The organism is Noviherbaspirillum malthae, assembly GCF_015352985.1.
GTDB classification, from domain to species: domain Bacteria; phylum Pseudomonadota; class Gammaproteobacteria; order Burkholderiales; family Burkholderiaceae_D; genus Noviherbaspirillum; species Noviherbaspirillum malthae.
In genome coordinates, this window is the sequence record NZ_JACYXF010000010.1 from 1 (window position 1) to 18,091 (window position 18,091).

The 18,091-nt window shown below is 60.8% G+C and carries 19 protein-coding genes; 13 read left to right on the top strand and 6 right to left on the bottom strand.

Going from position 1 to position 18,091, the window contains the following annotated elements:
* Positions 1-196: 196 nt before the first annotated feature.
* Complete coding sequence (locus tag IGW03_RS14850) at positions 197-877, bottom strand: FadR/GntR family transcriptional regulator (RefSeq protein WP_194723349.1); 681 nt, start codon at positions 875-877, stop codon at positions 197-199.
* Between the two features lie 192 nt (positions 878-1,069).
* On the opposite strand from IGW03_RS14850, the gene IGW03_RS14855 reads away from it, so the two are divergent.
* The gene (locus IGW03_RS14855) at positions 1,070-1,948 is read left to right on the top strand and encodes a fumarylacetoacetate hydrolase family protein (RefSeq protein WP_194723350.1); all 879 of its coding nucleotides are present in this window, start codon (positions 1,070-1,072) and stop codon (positions 1,946-1,948) included.
* An 89-nt stretch (positions 1,949-2,037) separates the two neighbouring features.
* Entirely contained in the window at positions 2,038-3,021 is a 984-nt protein-coding gene (locus IGW03_RS14860; RefSeq protein WP_194723351.1) for a Bug family tripartite tricarboxylate transporter substrate binding protein, read from the top strand.
* Positions 3,022-3,111: 90 nt separating this feature from the next.
* Here IGW03_RS14860 and IGW03_RS14865 read toward each other — a convergent pair whose 3' ends face one another.
* Positions 3,112-3,279 (bottom strand): hypothetical protein, encoded by a 168-nt coding sequence (locus tag IGW03_RS14865; RefSeq protein ID WP_194723352.1) that lies wholly within the window; start codon positions 3,277-3,279, stop codon positions 3,112-3,114.
* Positions 3,280-3,416: 137 nt separating this feature from the next.
* On the opposite strand from IGW03_RS14865, the gene IGW03_RS14870 reads away from it, so the two are divergent.
* From IGW03_RS14870 to IGW03_RS14880, 3 genes are all read left to right on the top strand, one after another.
* Entirely contained in the window at positions 3,417-3,878 is a 462-nt protein-coding gene (locus IGW03_RS14870) for a hypothetical protein (protein WP_194723353.1), read from the top strand.
* 218 nt (positions 3,879-4,096) lie between these two features.
* The gene (ybaL, locus tag IGW03_RS14875) at positions 4,097-5,794 is read left to right on the top strand and encodes a YbaL family putative K(+) efflux transporter (protein WP_194723354.1); all 1,698 of its coding nucleotides are present in this window, start codon (positions 4,097-4,099) and stop codon (positions 5,792-5,794) included.
* Positions 5,795-6,078: 284 nt separating this feature from the next.
* Positions 6,079-8,526 carry a penicillin-binding protein 1A gene (locus IGW03_RS14880; RefSeq protein WP_194723472.1) on the top strand — a complete coding sequence of 816 codons (2,448 nt, stop codon included), beginning with the start codon at positions 6,079-6,081 and terminating at the stop codon, positions 8,524-8,526.
* 95 nt (positions 8,527-8,621) lie between these two features.
* Here the strand turns inward: IGW03_RS14880 and IGW03_RS14885 are convergent, their stop codons facing one another.
* From IGW03_RS14885 to hppD, 4 genes are all read right to left on the bottom strand, one after another.
* Positions 8,622-9,326, bottom strand: coding sequence for an SDR family oxidoreductase (locus tag IGW03_RS14885; protein WP_194723355.1), 705 nt, complete (start codon positions 9,324-9,326; stop codon positions 8,622-8,624).
* A 29-nt stretch (positions 9,327-9,355) separates the two neighbouring features.
* Positions 9,356-9,655, bottom strand: a complete 300-nt coding sequence (locus IGW03_RS14890) for a 4a-hydroxytetrahydrobiopterin dehydratase (protein WP_194723356.1) — start codon at positions 9,653-9,655, stop codon at positions 9,356-9,358.
* Positions 9,656-9,679: 24 nt separating this feature from the next.
* Positions 9,680-10,867 (bottom strand): amino acid aminotransferase, encoded by a 1,188-nt coding sequence (locus IGW03_RS14895; RefSeq protein WP_194723357.1) that lies wholly within the window; start codon positions 10,865-10,867, stop codon positions 9,680-9,682.
* Between the two features lie 157 nt (positions 10,868-11,024).
* Complete coding sequence (gene hppD / locus IGW03_RS14900; protein ID WP_194723358.1) at positions 11,025-12,101, bottom strand: 4-hydroxyphenylpyruvate dioxygenase; 1,077 nt, start codon at positions 12,099-12,101, stop codon at positions 11,025-11,027.
* Positions 12,102-12,342: 241 nt separating this feature from the next.
* Here hppD and IGW03_RS14905 point away from each other — a divergent pair, with 241 nt between their 5' ends.
* The 8 genes from IGW03_RS14905 to IGW03_RS14940 all read left to right on the top strand — a co-directional run bounded on the left by IGW03_RS14905 (position 12,343) and on the right by IGW03_RS14940 (position 18,065).
* A complete protein-coding gene (locus IGW03_RS14905; protein ID WP_194723359.1) occupies positions 12,343-12,861 on the top strand; it encodes an Lrp/AsnC family transcriptional regulator in 519 nt (172 codons plus the stop codon).
* A 171-nt stretch (positions 12,862-13,032) separates the two neighbouring features.
* Positions 13,033-13,377, top strand: coding sequence for a DUF6152 family protein (locus IGW03_RS14910; RefSeq protein WP_228535557.1), 345 nt, complete (start codon positions 13,033-13,035; stop codon positions 13,375-13,377).
* Positions 13,377-13,865, top strand: coding sequence for a DUF6644 family protein (locus IGW03_RS14915; protein WP_194723360.1), 489 nt, complete (start codon positions 13,377-13,379; stop codon positions 13,863-13,865). Before IGW03_RS14910 ends, IGW03_RS14915 begins: the two co-directional genes overlap by 1 nt.
* Positions 13,866-13,985: 120 nt before the next feature.
* Positions 13,986-14,792, top strand: coding sequence for a TIGR00266 family protein (locus tag IGW03_RS14920; RefSeq protein WP_194723361.1), 807 nt, complete (start codon positions 13,986-13,988; stop codon positions 14,790-14,792).
* On the top strand, positions 14,789-15,928 hold the full coding sequence (locus tag IGW03_RS14925) for a M48 family metallopeptidase (protein WP_194723362.1): 1,140 nt from the start codon (positions 14,789-14,791) through the stop codon (positions 15,926-15,928). The genes IGW03_RS14920 and IGW03_RS14925 overlap by 4 nt, the downstream gene beginning before the upstream one ends.
* A 169-nt stretch (positions 15,929-16,097) precedes the next feature.
* Positions 16,098-16,463: a hypothetical protein gene (locus tag IGW03_RS14930; protein ID WP_194723363.1), complete on the top strand. Its 366-nt coding sequence runs from the start codon at positions 16,098-16,100 to the stop codon at positions 16,461-16,463.
* Between the two features lie 346 nt (positions 16,464-16,809).
* Positions 16,810-17,109 (top strand): hypothetical protein, encoded by a 300-nt coding sequence (locus IGW03_RS14935; RefSeq protein WP_194723364.1) that lies wholly within the window; start codon positions 16,810-16,812, stop codon positions 17,107-17,109.
* A gap of 347 nt (positions 17,110-17,456) precedes the next feature.
* Positions 17,457-18,065, top strand: a complete 609-nt coding sequence (locus tag IGW03_RS14940; protein ID WP_194723365.1) for a type 1 glutamine amidotransferase domain-containing protein — start codon at positions 17,457-17,459, stop codon at positions 18,063-18,065.
* Positions 18,066-18,091 lie beyond the last annotated feature (26 nt).

Genomic DNA, 18,091 nt, shown 5'->3' on the forward strand with positions numbered 1-18,091 from the left:
ATGGCGGTATCTGCCTGATGTGAGGACAGTGATTCACTGGTCGCTATGGCGACGACATCATCAGGCCGTCGCCCATTTCTATCACTGCCTGCGCCGAGCGAGGGCGGCATGACATACAACTGTAGTATTAGAGGCGGCTTCATATTCGTGGTTCATCGGCATGTCTCTGATCAAGGTCTGCAAACGCCTTCAGCAGCTAGTAGTTCAGCATATTTCTCCGCACGTTCACCAGGTGCCCGAGCAATACCTGCTTCGCGAGATCGGCGTCGCGCATTTTCAGTGCATTGGTCAGCGCACGATGCTCGTCCTGGTAGATTTTGCGCCGCTCCGGGCTCACGCTTTTTTTCTTGAGAATGCCCCATTCGGCGCATTCGCGGACTTCGTTCATCAGCTCGAAAACCCGGATCAGGAAATTGTTGCGCGACGCTTCGGCGATGCGCTTGTGGAAAGCGCCGTCCCAGTATTCGAACTGCTCCAGTGTTTCCGCTTCCTCGGCCTGGCGGCAACACATTTCCAGGTCGGCGAAATCGGCCGCGGTGCCGTTGCGCACCACCAGATCGATCAGGCCCGGCTCGAAGATCAGCCGGGCATCCATCAATTCGGCAGGGCTGATGTTGACCGGCGAAGGCGAGTCCTGCGCGGGCAGCCGGTCGATAAAATCGTCGGCGACGAAAGTGCCGCTGCCGACCGCCTGCCGGATCAATCCCAGTTCCTTCAGTTCCTGCAGGACGCGCCTGACCGTGGCCCGGGTGACGCCATATTGTTCGCCGAGCAGACGCTCCGCAGGCAGTTGCTCTCCGGCTCTCCACTGCTGCTTGCGCAGCTTGGTCAGCAAAGCTTCCTTGAGCATGAAGGCTGGGTCGGGGGAAATGTTCATGTGGGTAACGATGGATAAGTTTGCGACAGTGTATCCGTAAATGGTTGAAATTGGTTTTAATTTCGACGCGCCTGTCTATTGTCTTCCGGGCTGCTATGAGCATTGACACTCTGCCGAACCGCATGTTAACTTGCCATCTATTGGTTATCTTTAAAACCAATTTCAACCAATTATCAGGATAGAGAGATAGACATGCGTTTTGGCACATTAGCCACCGGAAGCGGTGCATCCGTTGTCGCGGTTTCCGAGGATGGAAAAAAATATTGCGAGGTCAAGCACCTGGTTCCCGGTTTCTCCGGCGACATGACGGCTTTCATTGCCTCTGCTCCGTCAATCCAGTCGAGCGCCATCAGTCCCGATGCATGGAAGCCGCTTGCGGACGCCAGATTGCTCGCGCCCATTCCCGCGCCGCGCCGCAATGTCTTCTGCGTCGGCAAGAACTATCACGAGCACGCCAAGGAATTCAGCCAGTCGGGATTCGATACCTCGGCCGCCAAGGGCGAGACAGCGCCCGAATTCCCGGTGGTGTTCACCAAGGCGCCGTCCACGGTAGTCGCCGACGGCGATGCCGTTCTCAGCTTTTCCGACATCACCACGCAACTCGACTATGAAGCTGAGCTGGCGGTCGTCATCGGCAAGGCGGGACGCGGCATCAAGAAAGCCGACGCGCTCAAGCATGTTTGGGGATACACCATCGTCAACGACGTGACGGCACGCGATCTGCAGCAGAAACACCGCCAGTGGTTTCTCGGCAAATCCATGGACACGTTCTGCCCGATGGGACCGTGGATCGTGACGGCGGATGAAGTCGATAGCACCAATCTCGGCGTGCGCTGCTGGATCAACGACGAACTGCGCCAGGACGCCAATACGCGCGACCTGATTTTCGATATCCCCACCATCATCGAAACCATATCCGCAGGCATGGCCCTGCAGCCGGGCGACGTGATTGCGACCGGTACGCCGGCGGGCGTGGGCATCGGCTTCAAGCCGCCCAAATTCCTCAAGCCGGGCGACGTGATGAAAATCTCGATCGACAAGATTGGCACGCTGACCAACCGCGTCGAATAAGCCAGCAGATACGCCCGGCCTCGCGCCATCCGACAATAAAGCCGGCCGGGCTCAATTCAAGAACGAAGAGATACATCGAGGAGACCAAGATGAACCAACAATTGCGCAGGGCAAGCCTGGGCATTGCCGGACTGATCCTGTCAGCCCTGCCCCTGCTGGCCAATGCCGACGACGCATGGCCGGCCAAGACCATCACCATGGTGGTGCCCTTCCCGCCCGGCGGCGTGGCCGATACCGTGGCGCGCCCGGTGGCGCAGGCCATGTCGAAAGAGCTGAAACAGCCGGTCGTGGTCGAGAACAAGCCGGGCGCGGGAGGCGGCATCGGCATCGGCCAGGTGGCGCGGGCGGCGCCTGACGGCTATACGCTGCTGATGTCGCTGTCGTCGATGACCACCATCCCCGAAGCGGACAAGATCGTCGGCCGGCAGTCCCTGTTCCAGATGTCCCAGCTCAAGCCGATCGCGCGCTTCACTGCCGATCCGACCGTGCTCGTGGTGCGTGCCGACAGCCCGTGGAAGACGCTCAATGAATTCGTCGCCGGCGTACGCAGCAAGCCGGGCGGATACTCGTACAGCTCATCGGGCAACTACGGAACGATGCATGTGCCGATGGAGATGCTGAAGGCCAATGCCAATCTGCGCATCCTGCATATTCCGTACACCGGCGCCGCGCCCGCCGTGCTCGGTCTGCTGAGCGGTCAGGTCGATGCGGTGGCGACCGGTCCGGCCAGCGTGGTTCAGCATATCAAGTCCGGGAAGCTGCGCGCCCTGGCGCACTGGGGCACCGGCCCGCTGACATCCCTGCCGGGCGTGCCCAGCCTGAAGGAAGCCGGTTATCCGATCGAGTACGCGCAGTGGTCGGGTTTGTTTGCTCCAGCCAATACGCCCGAGCCGGTGATTGCGAAATTGCGCGAAGTCGCGCGCAAGGTGGCGGAAGATCCGGCGGTGAAAAACGTGATCCTGACCGCGGGCAGCCCCATCATGTACATGGACGCTCCGGAATTCCAGCAATACCTGAACAGCGATGCCAGCAAGATGAAGGATGTGGTGCAGAAAATCGGCAAGGTCGATTGATCGCGCTTGCCGATTTCATCCTGAAATGAGCCATCGCAGGGCAGCAAGATGCGGGTACTGAATACTTGCATCTTGCTGCCCGGCCAGATATCAACGAAACACCTCTCTCCCTTCCAGCAGGACCGGCATCAGCTCATCTCCGCCTTGCATGGCAACACCCGCAAACGCGCGCTTCAAAAAGTCTCCGTTGCAGGCAACTATTATTAGAAAAATGCTTGCCTTCCTGTCAAAATACGCGGCTTCGATAAAAAGCGGCATGGTGCGCGCTCACACCGCATGCCGGAAGCTGCAATAATCGCAAACCGTTTCGGAACTGCGAAGTCGAACGACGGCAAAGGAACTGAAACGCCGTCTTCACGACTAAACGTTCCATGTAGCAATTATTTGGACTGACAATGGAAGAAACACAACAGCAGACCGTCAACCATGGCGCGGCGCTGGACGATCTGGTGGCGCTGGTAGCGAAAGCGGCGCAGTCGATAACGGAACTGCGGACACACAATGCGGAACTCGCCGAACAGGCACGCCGCAGCCAGGCGGAAGCCGAAAACTCGGCGTCGGCACTTCAAGTGCATATCCAGCGCATTGCTGAACTGGAAAACCTGGTCAGCCTGCTGCAGCCGGCGGCGGACCGCCATTTGCGCATGAAGGCCCAGCTGGAAGCGCGCCCCGAGTCGCAGGGTGGCTTCACCGCCAACGGCATGACCTACAAGACCTTCGACGAGGCCTTTGACGTTGCCTATCCGGTAACAGCGCCGGATGCGCCTGCCGTTTCCGCCGCACCAGCCGCAATGTCCGAACAGTCCGCCGCGACCGGCAGCCCGGCCCAGAACGCATCTCCTGCTACCGAAGCCTGAATATCAGCCCGCCGCTGCGGCGGGAGGCGCTTCACCATTCCAGCGTGTCTGCCCCGTTCCAGCGTGGCAGACAGGAAACAATCGGCTTTTACCTTTAAAATAGGCTAACCTGCCGGCAATACCTGTCTGCTTTCCTGGTCTACCTGCACTTCCCGGTGCAGGCAATCAATTCATCATTTTCCGCTCCATCTCTGGCACTGAAAGGAATCGGCTGACTCATGCCACATCACACACCGCTAATTTCCACCATCGTCGCCGGCCTCGTGCTTGCCTTCATTTTCGGCGCCGTTGCCAACCGCCTGCGCCTGCCGCCGCTGGTAGGCTACCTGGTGGCCGGCATCGCGATCGGTCCGTTTACGCCGGGCTTCGTCGGCGATCTGGACCTGGCCGGAGAATTGGCGGAAATCGGGGTGATCCTGCTGATGTTCGGCGTGGGCCTGCATTTTTCGCTGGACGACCTGCTGGCGGTGAAAGGCATTGCGATTCCCGGCGCCATCGCGCAGATTGCGCTGGCGACCCTGATGGGCGTGGGGCTGGCATGGGCCATCGGCTGGCCGATCGGCGAAGGCGTGATTTTCGGCTTGGCCCTGTCGGTAGCGAGTACCGTGGTGCTTCTGACCGCATTGCAGGAACGAAGGCTGGTGGAAACCAAGCGCGGACAGATCGCGGTGGGCTGGCTGATCGTCGAGGATATCGCGATGGTGCTGGCCCTGGTGCTCATTCCCGCATTGAGCGGCCTGCTCGGCGGCAAGGGCGAATCCCTCACGACGCAGCAGCTGATGATGACCCTGGCGGCCACGCTCGGCAAGGTTGCTGCCTTCGTCGCCGTCATGCTCGTGGTCGGCCGCCGCCTGATTCCCTGGATCCTGGAGCGGATCGCCAGCACCGGCAACCGCGAACTGTTCCGTCTCGGCGTGCTGGCGATTGCGCTCGGTTTCGCGCTCGGCGCGGCCTATGGCTTCGGCGTGTCATTTGCGCTCGGCGCCTTCTTCGCCGGCATGATCCTGAGCGAATCGGAGCTCAGCCACCGCGCTGCCGAAGAGTCGCTGCCCCTGCGGGACGCGTTCGCCGTGCTGTTCTTCGTCTCGGTCGGCATGCTGTTCGACCCCTTCATCCTCGTGCGTGAGCCGCTGCTGGTGTTTGCCACCGTGTTCGTGATCGTGGTCGGCAAGTCGCTGGCCGCCGCGGCCATCGTGCGTCTCTTCGGCCATCCCATGCGCACCGCGCTGACCATTTCGGTAAGCCTGGCGCAGATCGGCGAGTTTTCCTTCATTCTCGCCACGCTGGGCATGTCGCTGGAACTGCTGTCCAAGACAGGCCGCGACCTCATCCTGGCCGGCGCCATCCTGTCGATTCTCCTCAATCCGCTGCTGTTCGGCCTGCTGGACCGCATGACCCCGCAGCTCAAGCGTCGCGAAGGCCCTGTCGACGGTTCCGCAGCCTCTCCGGCAGGCACCGAAGACAACCCGTGGCCGGCCATGCGCGACCATGTCGTTCTGGTCGGTTTCGGCCGGGTCGGGCATTTGATCGCCGCCGCATTGACGGAACAGCAACGGCCCTTCGTCGTCATCGAAGACCAGCCCGAAGTCGTGAAGGCGCTGCGGGCGGACGGCATTCCTGCGCTGTACGGCAATGCCGCTGCGCCCGGCATGCTGGAAGCGGCGCATGCGGCGGACGCCCGCTGGCTGCTGATCGCGATCCCGCAGATCCTGGAAGCCGGCCAGATCATCGAACATGCGCGCAAGCTCAACCCGCATGTCGAAGTGGTCGCGCGCGCGCATTCCAGCGCGGAAATGCTGCATCTCGAAAAGCACGGTGCAACGCATACCATCATGGGCGAACGGGAGATCGCGGAAGGCATGGCTTCGCTGGTGCTTGAGACTGGTACCGAAAGAGTTGCCGCTTCGGCAGCGTGATTTTGCAGAACAGGCGCTTCTGCAGAGCGCCTTCTTCTGTTTCAATCGGGAATGACTTCGTATAATCACGTTTCGGCGGGGCAAGCCGCATGGTTCGGCATCGCCGGGCCGCATGCCCGTAACCAAACCAGCAGGAAGTCATTTTGGAAGCAGAAATCAAGCCGCAGGAACGCCTGCTTCGAGCCCGCCTCACGCGGCTGTACCTGAACTTCATCGGATATTTCAAGACGGTCATCGATTCCCGCCAGCCATGGACCACGCGGCTTGCGGCACTGGTAAAGGCGATGGCCTCAAGCGCCGCGCTCGCATGTGCAGGACTGATCGCGTACACCATCCTGCTGATTCCCTTCACGCCCAGCATCGCCGACCTGCGCAAGGCCAAAGCCGAGTCGCCTAGCGTGCTGATGTCGGAGGATGGCAAGGAACTGGCGGTTTTCAAGCGATTGAATCGGGAATGGGTGGAACTGAACGAGATTTCCCCGCATGTGATCAAGGCCCTGATTGCCACCGAAGACCACCGCTTCTACGAACATCACGGCGTCGACCTCAAGCGCACTGCGGCAGGCATCCTGCGCACGCTGCAAGGCGACCCGGAAGGCGGCTCGACGCTGACGCAGCAGCTGGCGCGCAACCTCTACCCGGAGGAAATCGGCCGCAAGCGCAGCATCAACCGCAAGTTGAAGGAACTGATCACCGCCCTCAAGATCGAGTATGCCTACTCGAAGGACGAGATCCTGCTCACCTATCTCAACACGATGCCCTTCCTGTACAACGCTTTCGGCATCGAGATGGGCGCGCGCACCTATTTCGACAAGCCCGCGGCGAAGCTCAACGTGCTGGAAAGCGCCACGCTGATCGGCATGCTCAAGGGTACGAGCTACTACAACCCGGTCCTCAACGGCGAACGTGCAGTCAAGCGGCGCAACGTGGTGCTGTCGCAGATGCTCAAGCGCGGCGTGCTGTCCAAGGCGGAATTCGACATTCTGAAAAACCGGCCGATGCGTCTGGACTTCGAACGCCAGCCGGAACCGGTTGGACGGGCGCCGCATCTGGCGGCCCATGTGCGCAAATGGCTGGTTGACTGGGCCGACCGCAACGATTACAACCTGTATTCCGACGGCCTGGTAGTGGTTTCCACCGTGGATTCGCGGCTGCAAGCCTTTGCAGCCCAGGCCATCGAGCGGCGCATGGATGCGCTGCAGGCGGTGGCCGATGTGGAATGGGGCGTTTCGTCGCCGGCGCTGATCTCTACCTACGCACCAGCCTACCGCGGCATGCGCCGCCAGGTGCAGCCCTGGGGACACTGGTGGCGCACGCAGGGAGCGCAGGCGGATGCCTTCGTGCGCGAGACCTCGGCATACCGCGCCCTGCTGGCCGGCGGCACGACGCCGGAACAGGCGCTTGCCCAGCTGAAGAAGGATACGGCATTCATGAACGGCCTGCGTGCCGAAAAAACTCGCCTTGAAACCGGCTTCATTGCACTCGACCCGAGCACCGGGCATGTAAAAGCCTGGGTCGGCAGCCGCGACTATGCGGTCGACCAGTTCGACCACGTCGCGCAGGCGAAGCGCCAGCCGGGCTCGACCTTCAAGGCCTTCGTCTACGGCGCAGCGCTTGAAAAGGGCATGGAACCCACCCGCAAGTTTGTTGACCGGGAAGTGGAAATCGAATTGAAGAACGGCAGCGTCTGGCGGCCGGGCAATGCATCGGGTGTCAGCGGCAAGGAAATGACGCTGCGCGAGGGGCTGGCCTATTCGAAGAACACGATCACCGCGCAGGTGATGCAGGAAGTCGGCCCCGCCAAGGTGGCCGCGTTTGCGCGCAGGCTGGGCGTGAGCCAGAGCAGGCTCGATGAAGTCCCCGCGCTGTCGCTCGGTACCAGTCCGGTATCGCTGCTGGAAATGGCGACCGCCTACGGCACGATCGCGAGCGGCGGAGAGCTTCGCAAGCCGATACTGGTAAGCCGCATTCTCGACAAGCATGGCAAGGTGCTGGAAACCTTCACCAGCGAACCCGACCGCGTGATGTCGGCGCATACGGCGCAGGACCTGACCGACATGCTGCGCGGCGTCATTAGCCAAGGTACGGGCCGCGCCATACGCAGCCAGTACGGAATCAACAGCGATGTAGCGGGCAAGACAGGCACCACGCAGAACAATACCGACGGCTGGTTCATCCTGATGCATCCGCGGTTGGTGGCGGGGTCCTGGGTAGGCTTCAACGATGCGCGGCTCGCCATGCGCAGCAGCTATTGGGGCCAGGGAGCGCAGACGGCCCTGCCGATGGTGGGTGATGTGGTGAGGCAGGCGCTGCAGGCGCGCCTGATCGATAACGGCGCCCGCTTCCCGACGGCTCCGGAATCATTCTTCTCGAGGATGTGGGCAAGCGTGTCCGGCTGGTTCGGCTCCTTCGGCTGGAGCAAGCCGCAGCCTGAGGCACCCGTGCGGCCGCCGCGACCGAAGCCGGCTGCACCGGCGGCTCCGTCGCATCCGCCGGCAGCGCCGGACCCCATACCCGAAGACGTGCCGGACATGCATTTCGATGAAATGCAGCGCATCATCGATCAGGCGAGAAACGGCGGGCAGACACCGCCGGAGAACGTCATGCCAGGCGCGGCTCTGCCTGGCGCGCCCGTGGCTGTTCCCGGTTATGCGAATGAAGGTCGAGCAGTCGCGATACCGCCCTTATATCCAGCCGAGAGTGCGCCGGGAGCGGTAATCATCCAGCAGTAAGCTCGGAGAGAAAGAGTTCCTCTCCTGCGGGCGGGAGAGGGCGGAGGGTGAGGGAGATCGCCAAGGCCTCGCCCATACTCAAAAGAGAAGTTACCTCAGCTTCTGCCAACCACCGGCAGCGCCGCCCCATGCACCGCACGCGCCGCATCGGAAGCGAGAAACGCAATCACATCCGCCAGCGCACCCGGAGTCACCCAGCGCGACGCATCCGCACCCGGCATCGCAGCGCGGTTCTCCGGCGTATCGATGATGCTCGGCATCACGCAGTTGACGTTGATATTGCTGTCGCGCAGTTCGGCCGCCATCGACTCGGTCAGGCGGATCACCACATCCTTGCTTGCACAATAGGCGCCCATCTGGGCGACGCCCTTCTGCGCCGAGTTGGCGGCGATGCTGACCACCTTCCCTCCCCCGGCTTTCAGCATCAGAGGAACCACCGCGCGCACGGTATTGAGCATGCTGCGCGCATTGATATCGAGCAGGAAGTCCCAGTCCCGATCGGACGTCTCGTGCACCGGCGAACCCATGCGGAAACCGCCGGCGACGTTGCACAGCACGTCGATGCCCTTGAAGCGTTCCACCGCCGCAGCAACCGCACCCGCGAGCTGGTCCTTGTCGAGAAGGTTTGCCGGCGCCAGCAGCTGCTGCGGATGGTCCGCGCCGTAGGCCTGTTCCAGGCGGGCACGATCGAGGTCGACCAGCACCAGGTTGGCGCCTTGCGAAGCAAACGTCTCCGCTACCGCGCGGCCGAGATTGCCGCTGGCGCCTGTAATCATCACGGTCCGGTTACTGGTAGTCATGCAAAGCTCCTTTCATTGTTTTCACTCGATCAGCGTGCGAAGCGTGCAAATGCCGCATCGGCATAGGCCGCCAGGTCGGCATCGCGCTGCGTCAGGCCATTTGCGTCATGCGTGGTCAGCGTGATCGCCACCTTGTTGTAGACGTTGAACCATTCCGGATGATGATTGCGCTTCTCTGCGACGATGGCGATCTGGCTCATGAAGGCGAAGGCTTCGGTGAAATCCGCGAACACGAATTCGCGGCTGATGGCATCGCGGCCGGCGTCATGCTTCCATTCGGGCAGTGTGGCCAGCGCTTTTGCGCGCGCGGCGTCGTCAAACTTTTCCATGTGAACTCCTACTGTCAATGCTGTTCAGTCGAGAACCTTGGCGATCGCCTCGGCCACCGGAGCAATCGTGTCCTGCGTCAGCGCCGCCATGCACATGCGGCCCGAGCCGATGAGATAAACGCCGAATTCCTCGCGCAGGCGGCGCACCTGGTCCTGCGACAACCCGGTATAGCTGAACATGCCCTTCTGCTTGAGCAGGTAATCGAAATTGCGGTCCGGACGCAGCGCATGCAGCGCGCTGTACAGGCCGGAGCGCATCGCCAGGATGCGGCCGCGCATGGCGCCGAGTTCATCCTCCCACAAGCCGCGCATGTCCTGCAGCACCATGGCGACGATGCGCGCGCCGTGCGTGGGCGGGCTGGAGTAATTGCGGCGCACCGCGGCCTTCAGCTGGCCGAGCACATTCTCTGCCTGCGTGCTGTCGGGACAGACCACGTTGAGCGAGCCGCAGCGCTCGCCATACAGCGAGAAATTCTTCGAAAAGGAACTGGCCGTCAGCGACACCATGCCTTCGGACGTGAAATGACGGATGGCGAACGCGTCCTCCGCGATGCCTTCTCCAAAGCCCTGGTAGGCAATGTCGAAGAAGGGAAGCAGGCGACGTTCGCGGAAAATCGGTACCAGCTCTCGCCATTGCTGCTCGGTCAGATCGGCGCCGGTGGGATTGTGGCAGCAGGCATGCAGCAGCACGATGTCGCCTTCAGGCACCTTTTGCAGCGCAGCCTTCATCGCCTCGAAATCGACGCCCTGCGTCGCCGGGCTGTAGTACGGGTAGGCATTCACCTGGAAACCTGCGCCCGAAAAGATGCTGCGGTGATTGTCCCAGGTCGGATCGCAGACCCAGACTTGCGCCTTGCCGAAATACGTTTTCAGGAAGTCCGCGCCGACCTTGAGCGCGCCGGAGCCGCCGATGGTCTGCACGGTGGCGATGCGCTTTTCCAGCACCGCCGGGCTGTCTTCGCCGAACACCAGCAGCTGTGCCGCCTTTCGGTAGTTCGGCGCCCCCTCCATCGGCAGGTAGGGCCGCACGCCGATCTGCTTGAGGATGGCGGTTTCCGCCTCCAGCACCGCGCCCATGATGGGCAGGCGGCGGGAATCATCCAGGAAGACACCGATGCTGAGATTGACCTTGTTCGGGCGCGGATCATCCGCAAAACTTTCGTTCAGGGTCAGGATCGGATCGCCGGGGTAGACATCAACGTGCTGAAACACTCTTGCCTCGCTAGGAAAATTGCATAAGACGGCGCTTGGGGCCGGTGGAAACCGCTTGTATACCACGGACCATGCCGGTTCGCTGAAACGGCGTGTCCGCCATATCGAAGCTGTTTCGACATGGCGGACACGGGATCATGGCCGGTAAGGGGCGGTATCAGGCGGTCTGCAGCACGCCGCGGCGGACCTGGTCGCGTTCCATCGATTCGAACAGCGCCTTGAAGTTGCCTTCGCCGAAGCCGTCGTCACCCTTGCGCTGGATGAACTCGAAGAACACCGGGCCGAACACCGGCTGCGAGAAGATTTGCAGCAGCAGGCGCTTGTCGCCGCCCTTCGTGTTGCCGTCGACGAGGATGCCGCGTGTCTTGAGCGAAGTCACTTCCTCGCCATGGCCGGGCAAACGCTCGTCGAGCATCTCGTAATAAGTCTCGGGAGGCGCCGGCACGAAGGACACGCCGGCCATCTTCAACTGGTCCAGCGTCTCGCGCAGGTCGTCGGTCAGCAGGGCGATGTGCTGGATTCCCTCGCCGTTGAACTGCATCAGGAATTCCTCGATCTGGCCGCCGCCCTTCTTCGATTCCTCGTTGAGCGGAATGCGGATCATGCCGTCTGGCGCGGTCATTGCCTTGGAGGTCAGGCCGGTGTATTCGCCGCTGATGTCGAAGTAGCGGATTTCACGGAAGTTGAACAGCTTCTCGTAGAAGCCGGCCCAGAAGCTCATGCGGCCGCGGTAGACGTTGTGGGTCAGGTGATCGATGATCTTCAGGCCCGCACCCTGGGGGTTGCGGTCCACGCCTTCGATGAATTCGAAGTCGATGTCGTAGATGGATTTTCCATCTTCGAAGCGGTCGATCAAATAAATCGGCATGCCGCCGATACCCTTGATGGCCGGCAGGCGCAGCTCCATCGGACCGGTCGGAATGTCGATCGGCTGTGCGCCGAGTTCGAGCGCGCGGTCATAGGCCTTGTGCGCATCGCGCACGCGGAAGGCCATGCCGCAGGCGGACGGGCCATGCTCGGCGGCAAAATAGGAAGCGATGCTCTTCGGCTCGTTGTTGACGATGAAGTTGATGCCGCCCTGACGGTAAAGAACAACGTCCTTCGAGCGGTGCTTGGCAACCTTGGCAAAGCCCAGCGCTTCGAAGACCGGCTCGAGCACGCCGGGTGTCGGCGATGCGAACTCGACGAATTCGAAGCCCATGAGGCCCATCGGATTTTCAAAGATATCGGACATGGTGTATTCCCGTTAAATATGGATGGCAAGAAATGCATGCATGCCGCTTCCGCACCCGCCCGTCGGCTGCACAAAGAGGCGTGTCGGCATCAAGCGGAATCGTCATCATTTGACCACTTCCTGATCAAATCGGCATGCAAAGATTTTAGTGCGCGACCCATGCAATATGTGCGCGTTATTTGCGGTATATTGGACTTTACATGCACGCTTTATTCATTTTTCTTCGAAAACAAGGGAAAATATGTCATTGGTAAACGTAGACAGGCACGACCTTGAGCTGCTGGCGGAACTGCAGCGCGACGGCAAGCTGACCAACAGCATGCTGGGCGAGAAGATTCATCTGTCCACCTCGCAGGTCAGCCGCCGCATCCAGCGGCTGGAAGATACCAAGGTCATCAGCCATTACGCGGCCATCCTCGACCTCGACGTGGTCGGGCTTGGCGTTACGGCTTTCACTTCAGTAACGCTCGGACGTCATGGCGAAGCCCAGGGCGATGCCTTCGAGCGTGCGGTGGCGGACATGCCGGAAGTGCTGGAATGCCTTTCCGTCAGCGGTGAGGCCGACTATGTACTGCGGGTCGTGACACCGGATCTGGCTTCCTTCTCCGAATTCATGATGAAGCGCCTGCTGCGCCTGCCCAGCGTCGTGAACGTGAAGTCCAATATCGCCTTGAAGCGCATCAAGCAGACCCATGTGTTGCCGCTGGATCATGTGGCGCAGCCGGTCGAGACGCGGCGGCGGCTGGTCTTTTCAAAGTAGGCGCAGCGCCGGATGCCTGCTTGATTCACGTCAAACTGCAGCGGCCTGGGTTCTCTTCGGACGCATCACCATCGCCGGCACGGCGCGGTATATTCGGAATCCAAGTCTTCCCTTTTGCAGGATTTCGCACGATCACCTCCCGGCGTCACGGCCGGAATCAACCTTGAGGACATGAACATGAAACAGCTCGCCGTCGCCGCAATGTTCGTCGCCACCAGCGCCCTGGCCCACCATGGCTGGAGCGAGTACGATGCCGACAAACCCCTGCAGCTCACGGGCACGATCCAGGAATCGGGCTATTCGCACCCGCACGGCTTCGTACAGCTCAAGACCGCGGACAAGACCTGGCACGTCGTCCTGGCGCCGCCCACACGCATGGAAAACCGGGGCTTGCAGAAGGACATGCTCAACCCGGGCGGCAAGGCGACCGTCTACGGCTACCCCAATCGCAACAAGCCCGACGAACTGCGGGCCGAGCGCATTACCATCGGCGACAAGACCACGGAGCTGCGCTGATGCAGTCCATGGGCGGTAGTTTCGGCTGGCTGGAGGCATCGGCACTCGGCAGCGCCATGCGCTCCAGCCTGTGGATGTATCCCATCGTTGAAATATTCCATATCGTCGGCTTCGTGTTCCTGGCCGGCGCCGTCTTCATGTTCGACCTGCGCCTGCTGGGGCTGTCACGCAACCTTCCGGTCACGTCGATGGCCCGGCATCTGCTGCGCTGGTCGGTCATGGGCCTGTTCTTCGTGGTGCCTGCGGGCCTGATGATGTTTTCGGCGCATCCAGGAGACTTCATTTCCAACCGCGTATTCCAGTTCAAGCTGCTGCTGATTGCGGCGGCCGGCATTAATGCAGCTGTGTTCCATAAAGGCATATACCGCACTGTCGATGAATGGAATACCCTGGTGAGCGCTCCGACGCTGGCGCGGCTGCATGCCGGGCTGTCGATGGCGCTCTGGATCAGTGTCATTGCCTGCGGACGCCTGCTGGCCTATACCTGACCGTGTGTCCAACTCACTGCCCCATGACTGACCGCGCGCGCTTGCGCCGACTATAATGCCGCCGGGCGCTGCCGCATCCGCCCGCCCCTGATCCAATCTACCTGTGAAAGCGAGAATGCCATGGCAATGGATGAAATTGATTATGAAATCTTCGGTTCGGACATGCAGTACGTCGAAGTGGAGCTCGATCCGGGGGAGGCTGCGGTCGGCGAAGCCGGCATGATGATGTTCATGCAGGACGGCGTGGAAATGGATACCGTCTTCGGCGACGGTTCGCAGCAGGGAGGACTGTTCGGCAAACTGCTCGGCGCCGGCAAGCGCCTGCTGACCGGAGAGTCGCTGTTCACCACGGTGTTCCACAATGAAGGCGGACGCAAGGCCCGCGTCGCATTCGCGGCGCCGTATCCCGGCAAGATCGTCCCCGTCCATCTCGCCGAAATCGGCGGCTCGCTGTTCTGCCAGAAGGATTCCTTCCTCTGCGCTGCCAAGGGCGTATCGCTGGGCATCGCCCTGCAGCGCAGGCTCGGCGCCGGCCTGTTCGGCGGCGAGGGCTTCATCATGCAGAAGCTGGAAGGCGACGGCTGGGCTTTCGTGCATGCCGGCGGCACGCTGGTCGAGAAGACGCTTGCACCGGGAGAAGTGCTGCGTGTCGACACCGGTTGCGTGGTGGCCTTCCAGCCCCAGGTCGACTTCGACATCAAGTTCGTGGGCAAGATCAAGTCCGCCATCTTCGGCGGCGAGGGCCTGTTCTTCGCCACGCTGCGCGGACCGGGCAAGGTCTGGCTGCAGTCGCTTCCGCTGTCGCGCCTGGCGAACCGCCTGATGATGGCGGCGCCTGCCTCGGGTTCGTCCGGCACCAGTTCCCTGCTCGGCGCCGGTGCAATCGGCGGTGGCCTGGGCGGATTGCTGGGAGGCGACGACGATTGAACCCCGCAGCGTTCCATGGCAGGCTTTTCGGCGCCGGGGTCAGCGAGGCCGGCGCCGCCGCGCATGCATGGTGGGAAGGTTCCAGGCTGGCAGTACAAGCGGGCGATGCAATCCATCACGCCGATGGTGCAAGCCTGCAGGTGGAGGCGGCGGGCTTCAACCTGCGCCAGCTCAAACTGTCGTGGAACGGTGCGGATGGCAGCTATAACTTTTTCGTCGAGGCCGAGGAAGATTTTTCCCGCCTGCTTTCCGGCGCACCGGAATCGATGAAGGAAGCATTCGCCGGCGCCCAGAGCAGGCGGCGCAGCATGGGGCGCCGCTTCAGCGCGGCGGTCGCTGTCTATGGCGCCGTCATCTCCCTGCCCCTGCTATTACTGCTCGCCTTTCTGCTCAACATCGGCCATCTCGTCGATTGGGTCGCGGAAAAGATTCCCGTGCACTACGAAGATCGCATCGGTGATCTCGTCCTTGCGCAAACCCGTGCGCAGATGAAACTCATCGACAGCGGCCCTGCGTATGAAGCGGTACAGGCGATCGGTAAAAGACTGACCGCCGGCTCTGCCTACCGGTATCGCTGGTTCATCGCCGACCGCAAGGACATCAATGCCTTCGCCGCGCCCGGCGGCGTCATCGTGGTTCACGCAGGCTTGATTGCGCAGACCGCACAGGCAGAGGAACTTGCGGGCGTGCTTGCACACGAAGTCGCGCATGTCGAACAGAGGCACAGCCTGAAGAACCTGATGAAGACCGCGGGCCTCAGCGTGCTGCTTTCGCTCGTTCTCGGCGACTGGTCCGGTACCGCTCTGGGCAATGCGGCGGGCAAGCTGACCGAGCTGAAGTTTTCACGTGACGCGGAAACGGATGCGGACCGCGAAGGCCTGCGCCGCCTGGTCGACGCCGGCATTGCTCCGCATCCGATGGCCGACTTCTTTTCCAAGCTCAGCAGCAAGGAAAGCGGCATGATGCCGTCCATGCTTGCCACGCATCCGGCTTCAGCCGAGCGCGAAGAACGCTTGCGGTCCATGATCGCCGCGTTGCCGGCCAAGCAATATGCGCCCTTGCCTTTCAACTGGGCGGAGATCAAGACCTCATTGAATTTACCGACTGCACGGCGTCAATCCCTGCTTGCCGATTAATCAAGCGCGAGATCTTCTTTTTTCAGATTGCACGCCGATGTCTTCCACGATCTCGGCCGCCCGCTTGCCAATTTGAAATTCTTCGTTTTTATCGAAGAAAATCGTCCCTTTCCATCGCTTCTTCGATAAGCTGATTTCGGTCTATCATTGAGGCCTTTCCAATTCCTTGATGGAGCAAGCCATGTCCGAAAAGACTGAATGGGAACTCGTTGAGCCACCTCAACCTCGCCATGAGGGCGGTCGCTATCATCACGGCTCGCATGGAGCCACGCAACAGGATGGCGCTCCGCAGGCAACTCATTTCCTGCAGGCGATGCTCGGCCGCTGGTGGCAGCTGAAACTGCTCGGCGCCGGTATTGCCGCAGTGGTTGCCTTTGCCCTGCTGATCATGATCGGCGGCGTGCTTGTCCTGACGATTTCAATTGCGGCAGTTACCTCTTTCGGGATCGCCAGGCTGGTTGCCTGGCTGCGTGGCAAGCAGATCGGACGCAAAACCTATCCTGTTGCACAGGGCCGCAACCCTTGGCAACAATAAGTCCGGCAAGGAATACTTCAGAGGTGAAATTTTTCCTCGTTTGTTGAATTACCTACCTGCTGCCCGGACGACCGAAAAGGTGTCCACCCATGCGTCACTTCGTTGGCCCAAAAAATGCTTACGTTGATAGTAATGCATCAAAATCGCGCGACGTGAACCAGTAACCTTCACTGCGCGGAATTCCTTTCGAGCATTCGACACGGAAACAGGTTTTCCGATTTTCGAAACGTTGCCGAATGGACGAATAGCGGCACACCCGCCGCATTCATCGTTCAAATGTTAAGTGTCGCGTTCAAGCTGCGTCATGCGGCCCTGATCGCTCATTCGAAAATGATTCGTTCAACCTATGAATACTCAAACTCTTTCCGCGGCTTCACTTGATTATGACCCCAACCGCTTGCTTGATACCTTGCTGACCCGCCTTGGGATCAACAGCGACAAGGCTTTGTCGAAAAAGCTGAAAGTCGCCGACTCCGTCATCAGCAAGATTCGTAGCCGCCGCCTGCCGATTGCAGCTTCCCTGCTTCTCTGGATGTCGGAATGCACTGGTGCAAGCATTCATGAATTGCGGCAGATTCTTGGCGACCGGCGAGCAAAAGCACGCATGGTCTACATCAAGAATTCACGACCGCGTCCCCAAGCCTGATGCAGCAGCCTGAAACGCCGTTTCCGGCGTTTCAGCTACGCTGTTTCAGCCACGATCGCACTACATCCAGTCTGCGATAGCCTCTTCACTACCTGCTGCAGTTCTGCGATGCAGAATTGCAGCAGCATCTGCCTCATCCTCTCGCCACGCTTGCCTCACGACATGAGCTTGGCATTACCATTTTTGTGCACAGACCGGCCGGCTCGAGCGCAATCACGGTGCATGCCATTTCAGGCAAAAGCCGGGAACAGGACCAGCCTCAACGACTCCATTTGACAATACGGGAAACCGAACGAGTCCGGATCGATATGCGATCCGGCAATCAACAACGGCACTGGAGCAAAACCATGGAAAGCAACGACGTCAATCTGCAGGGAACACGCGTAGCCATTCTTGTGACCGAGGGATTCGAGCAGGTGGAATTCACCGAACCGAAATCCGCGCTGGAAAAACATGGCGCATCAACGCAGGTCGTTTCACAGAAGCCTGGCAAGGTGCAAGGCTACAACCACCACGACAAGGGCGACCAGTTCGATGTCGATCTCACTTTCAGTCAGGCAAATGCTGACGAATTCGATGCAGTACTGCTTCCGGGCGGTGTCATCAACGGCGACGAACTGCGTGTCATACCCGAAGCGCAGCGCTTCGTGCAGCAGATGGACGAGGCCGGCAAGCCGGTTTTCGTGATCTGCCACGGCGGATGGATTCTCGTTTCCGCCGGCCTGACCGACGGCCGCACGATGACGAGCTGGCCGACCCTGCGCGACGACATCAGCAATGCGGGCGGCACATGGCTTGATCAGGAGGTGGTGGTCGACGGCAATTGGGTCAGCAGCCGCAAACCCGACGACATTCCCGCCTTTACTCGAAAAATGGTCGATGTGCTGTACCAGCACAAAAGCGGCGGCGCCCTGCGGAACAAGGGCGATCAGCAGGGAATAGGACTTGCCGGCTGACGGCCGGCGCATCGATTCAGGAGGAT

Bases quoted from the DNA above. Each gene is read 5' to 3' on its own strand.
- IGW03_RS14850 (WP_194723349.1), bottom strand. From the start codon at position 877: ATGAACATTTCCCCCGACCCAGCCTTCATGCTCAAGGAAGCTTTGCTG.
- IGW03_RS14855 (WP_194723350.1), top strand. From the start codon at position 1,070: ATGCGTTTTGGCACATTAGCCACCGGAAGCGGTGCATCCGTTGTCGCG.
- IGW03_RS14860 (WP_194723351.1), top strand. From the start codon at position 2,038: ATGAACCAACAATTGCGCAGGGCAAGCCTGGGCATTGCCGGACTGATC.
- IGW03_RS14865 (WP_194723352.1), bottom strand. From the start codon at position 3,279: ATGCCGCTTTTTATCGAAGCCGCGTATTTTGACAGGAAGGCAAGCATT.
- IGW03_RS14870 (WP_194723353.1), top strand. From the start codon at position 3,417: ATGGAAGAAACACAACAGCAGACCGTCAACCATGGCGCGGCGCTGGAC.
- ybaL (WP_194723354.1), top strand. From the start codon at position 4,097: ATGCCACATCACACACCGCTAATTTCCACCATCGTCGCCGGCCTCGTG.
- IGW03_RS14880 (WP_194723472.1), top strand. From the start codon at position 6,079: ATGGCCTCAAGCGCCGCGCTCGCATGTGCAGGACTGATCGCGTACACC.
- IGW03_RS14885 (WP_194723355.1), bottom strand. From the start codon at position 9,326: ATGACTACCAGTAACCGGACCGTGATGATTACAGGCGCCAGCGGCAAT.
- IGW03_RS14890 (WP_194723356.1), bottom strand. From the start codon at position 9,655: ATGGAAAAGTTTGACGACGCCGCGCGCGCAAAAGCGCTGGCCACACTG.
- hppD (WP_194723358.1), bottom strand. From the start codon at position 12,101: ATGTCCGATATCTTTGAAAATCCGATGGGCCTCATGGGCTTCGAATTC.
- IGW03_RS14905 (WP_194723359.1), top strand. From the start codon at position 12,343: ATGTCATTGGTAAACGTAGACAGGCACGACCTTGAGCTGCTGGCGGAA.
- IGW03_RS14910 (WP_228535557.1), top strand. From the start codon at position 13,033: ATGAACATGAAACAGCTCGCCGTCGCCGCAATGTTCGTCGCCACCAGC.
- IGW03_RS14915 (WP_194723360.1), top strand. From the start codon at position 13,377: ATGCAGTCCATGGGCGGTAGTTTCGGCTGGCTGGAGGCATCGGCACTC.
- IGW03_RS14920 (WP_194723361.1), top strand. From the start codon at position 13,986: ATGGCAATGGATGAAATTGATTATGAAATCTTCGGTTCGGACATGCAG.
- IGW03_RS14930 (WP_194723363.1), top strand. From the start codon at position 16,098: ATGGAGCAAGCCATGTCCGAAAAGACTGAATGGGAACTCGTTGAGCCA.
- IGW03_RS14935 (WP_194723364.1), top strand. From the start codon at position 16,810: ATGAATACTCAAACTCTTTCCGCGGCTTCACTTGATTATGACCCCAAC.
- IGW03_RS14940 (WP_194723365.1), top strand. From the start codon at position 17,457: ATGGAAAGCAACGACGTCAATCTGCAGGGAACACGCGTAGCCATTCTT.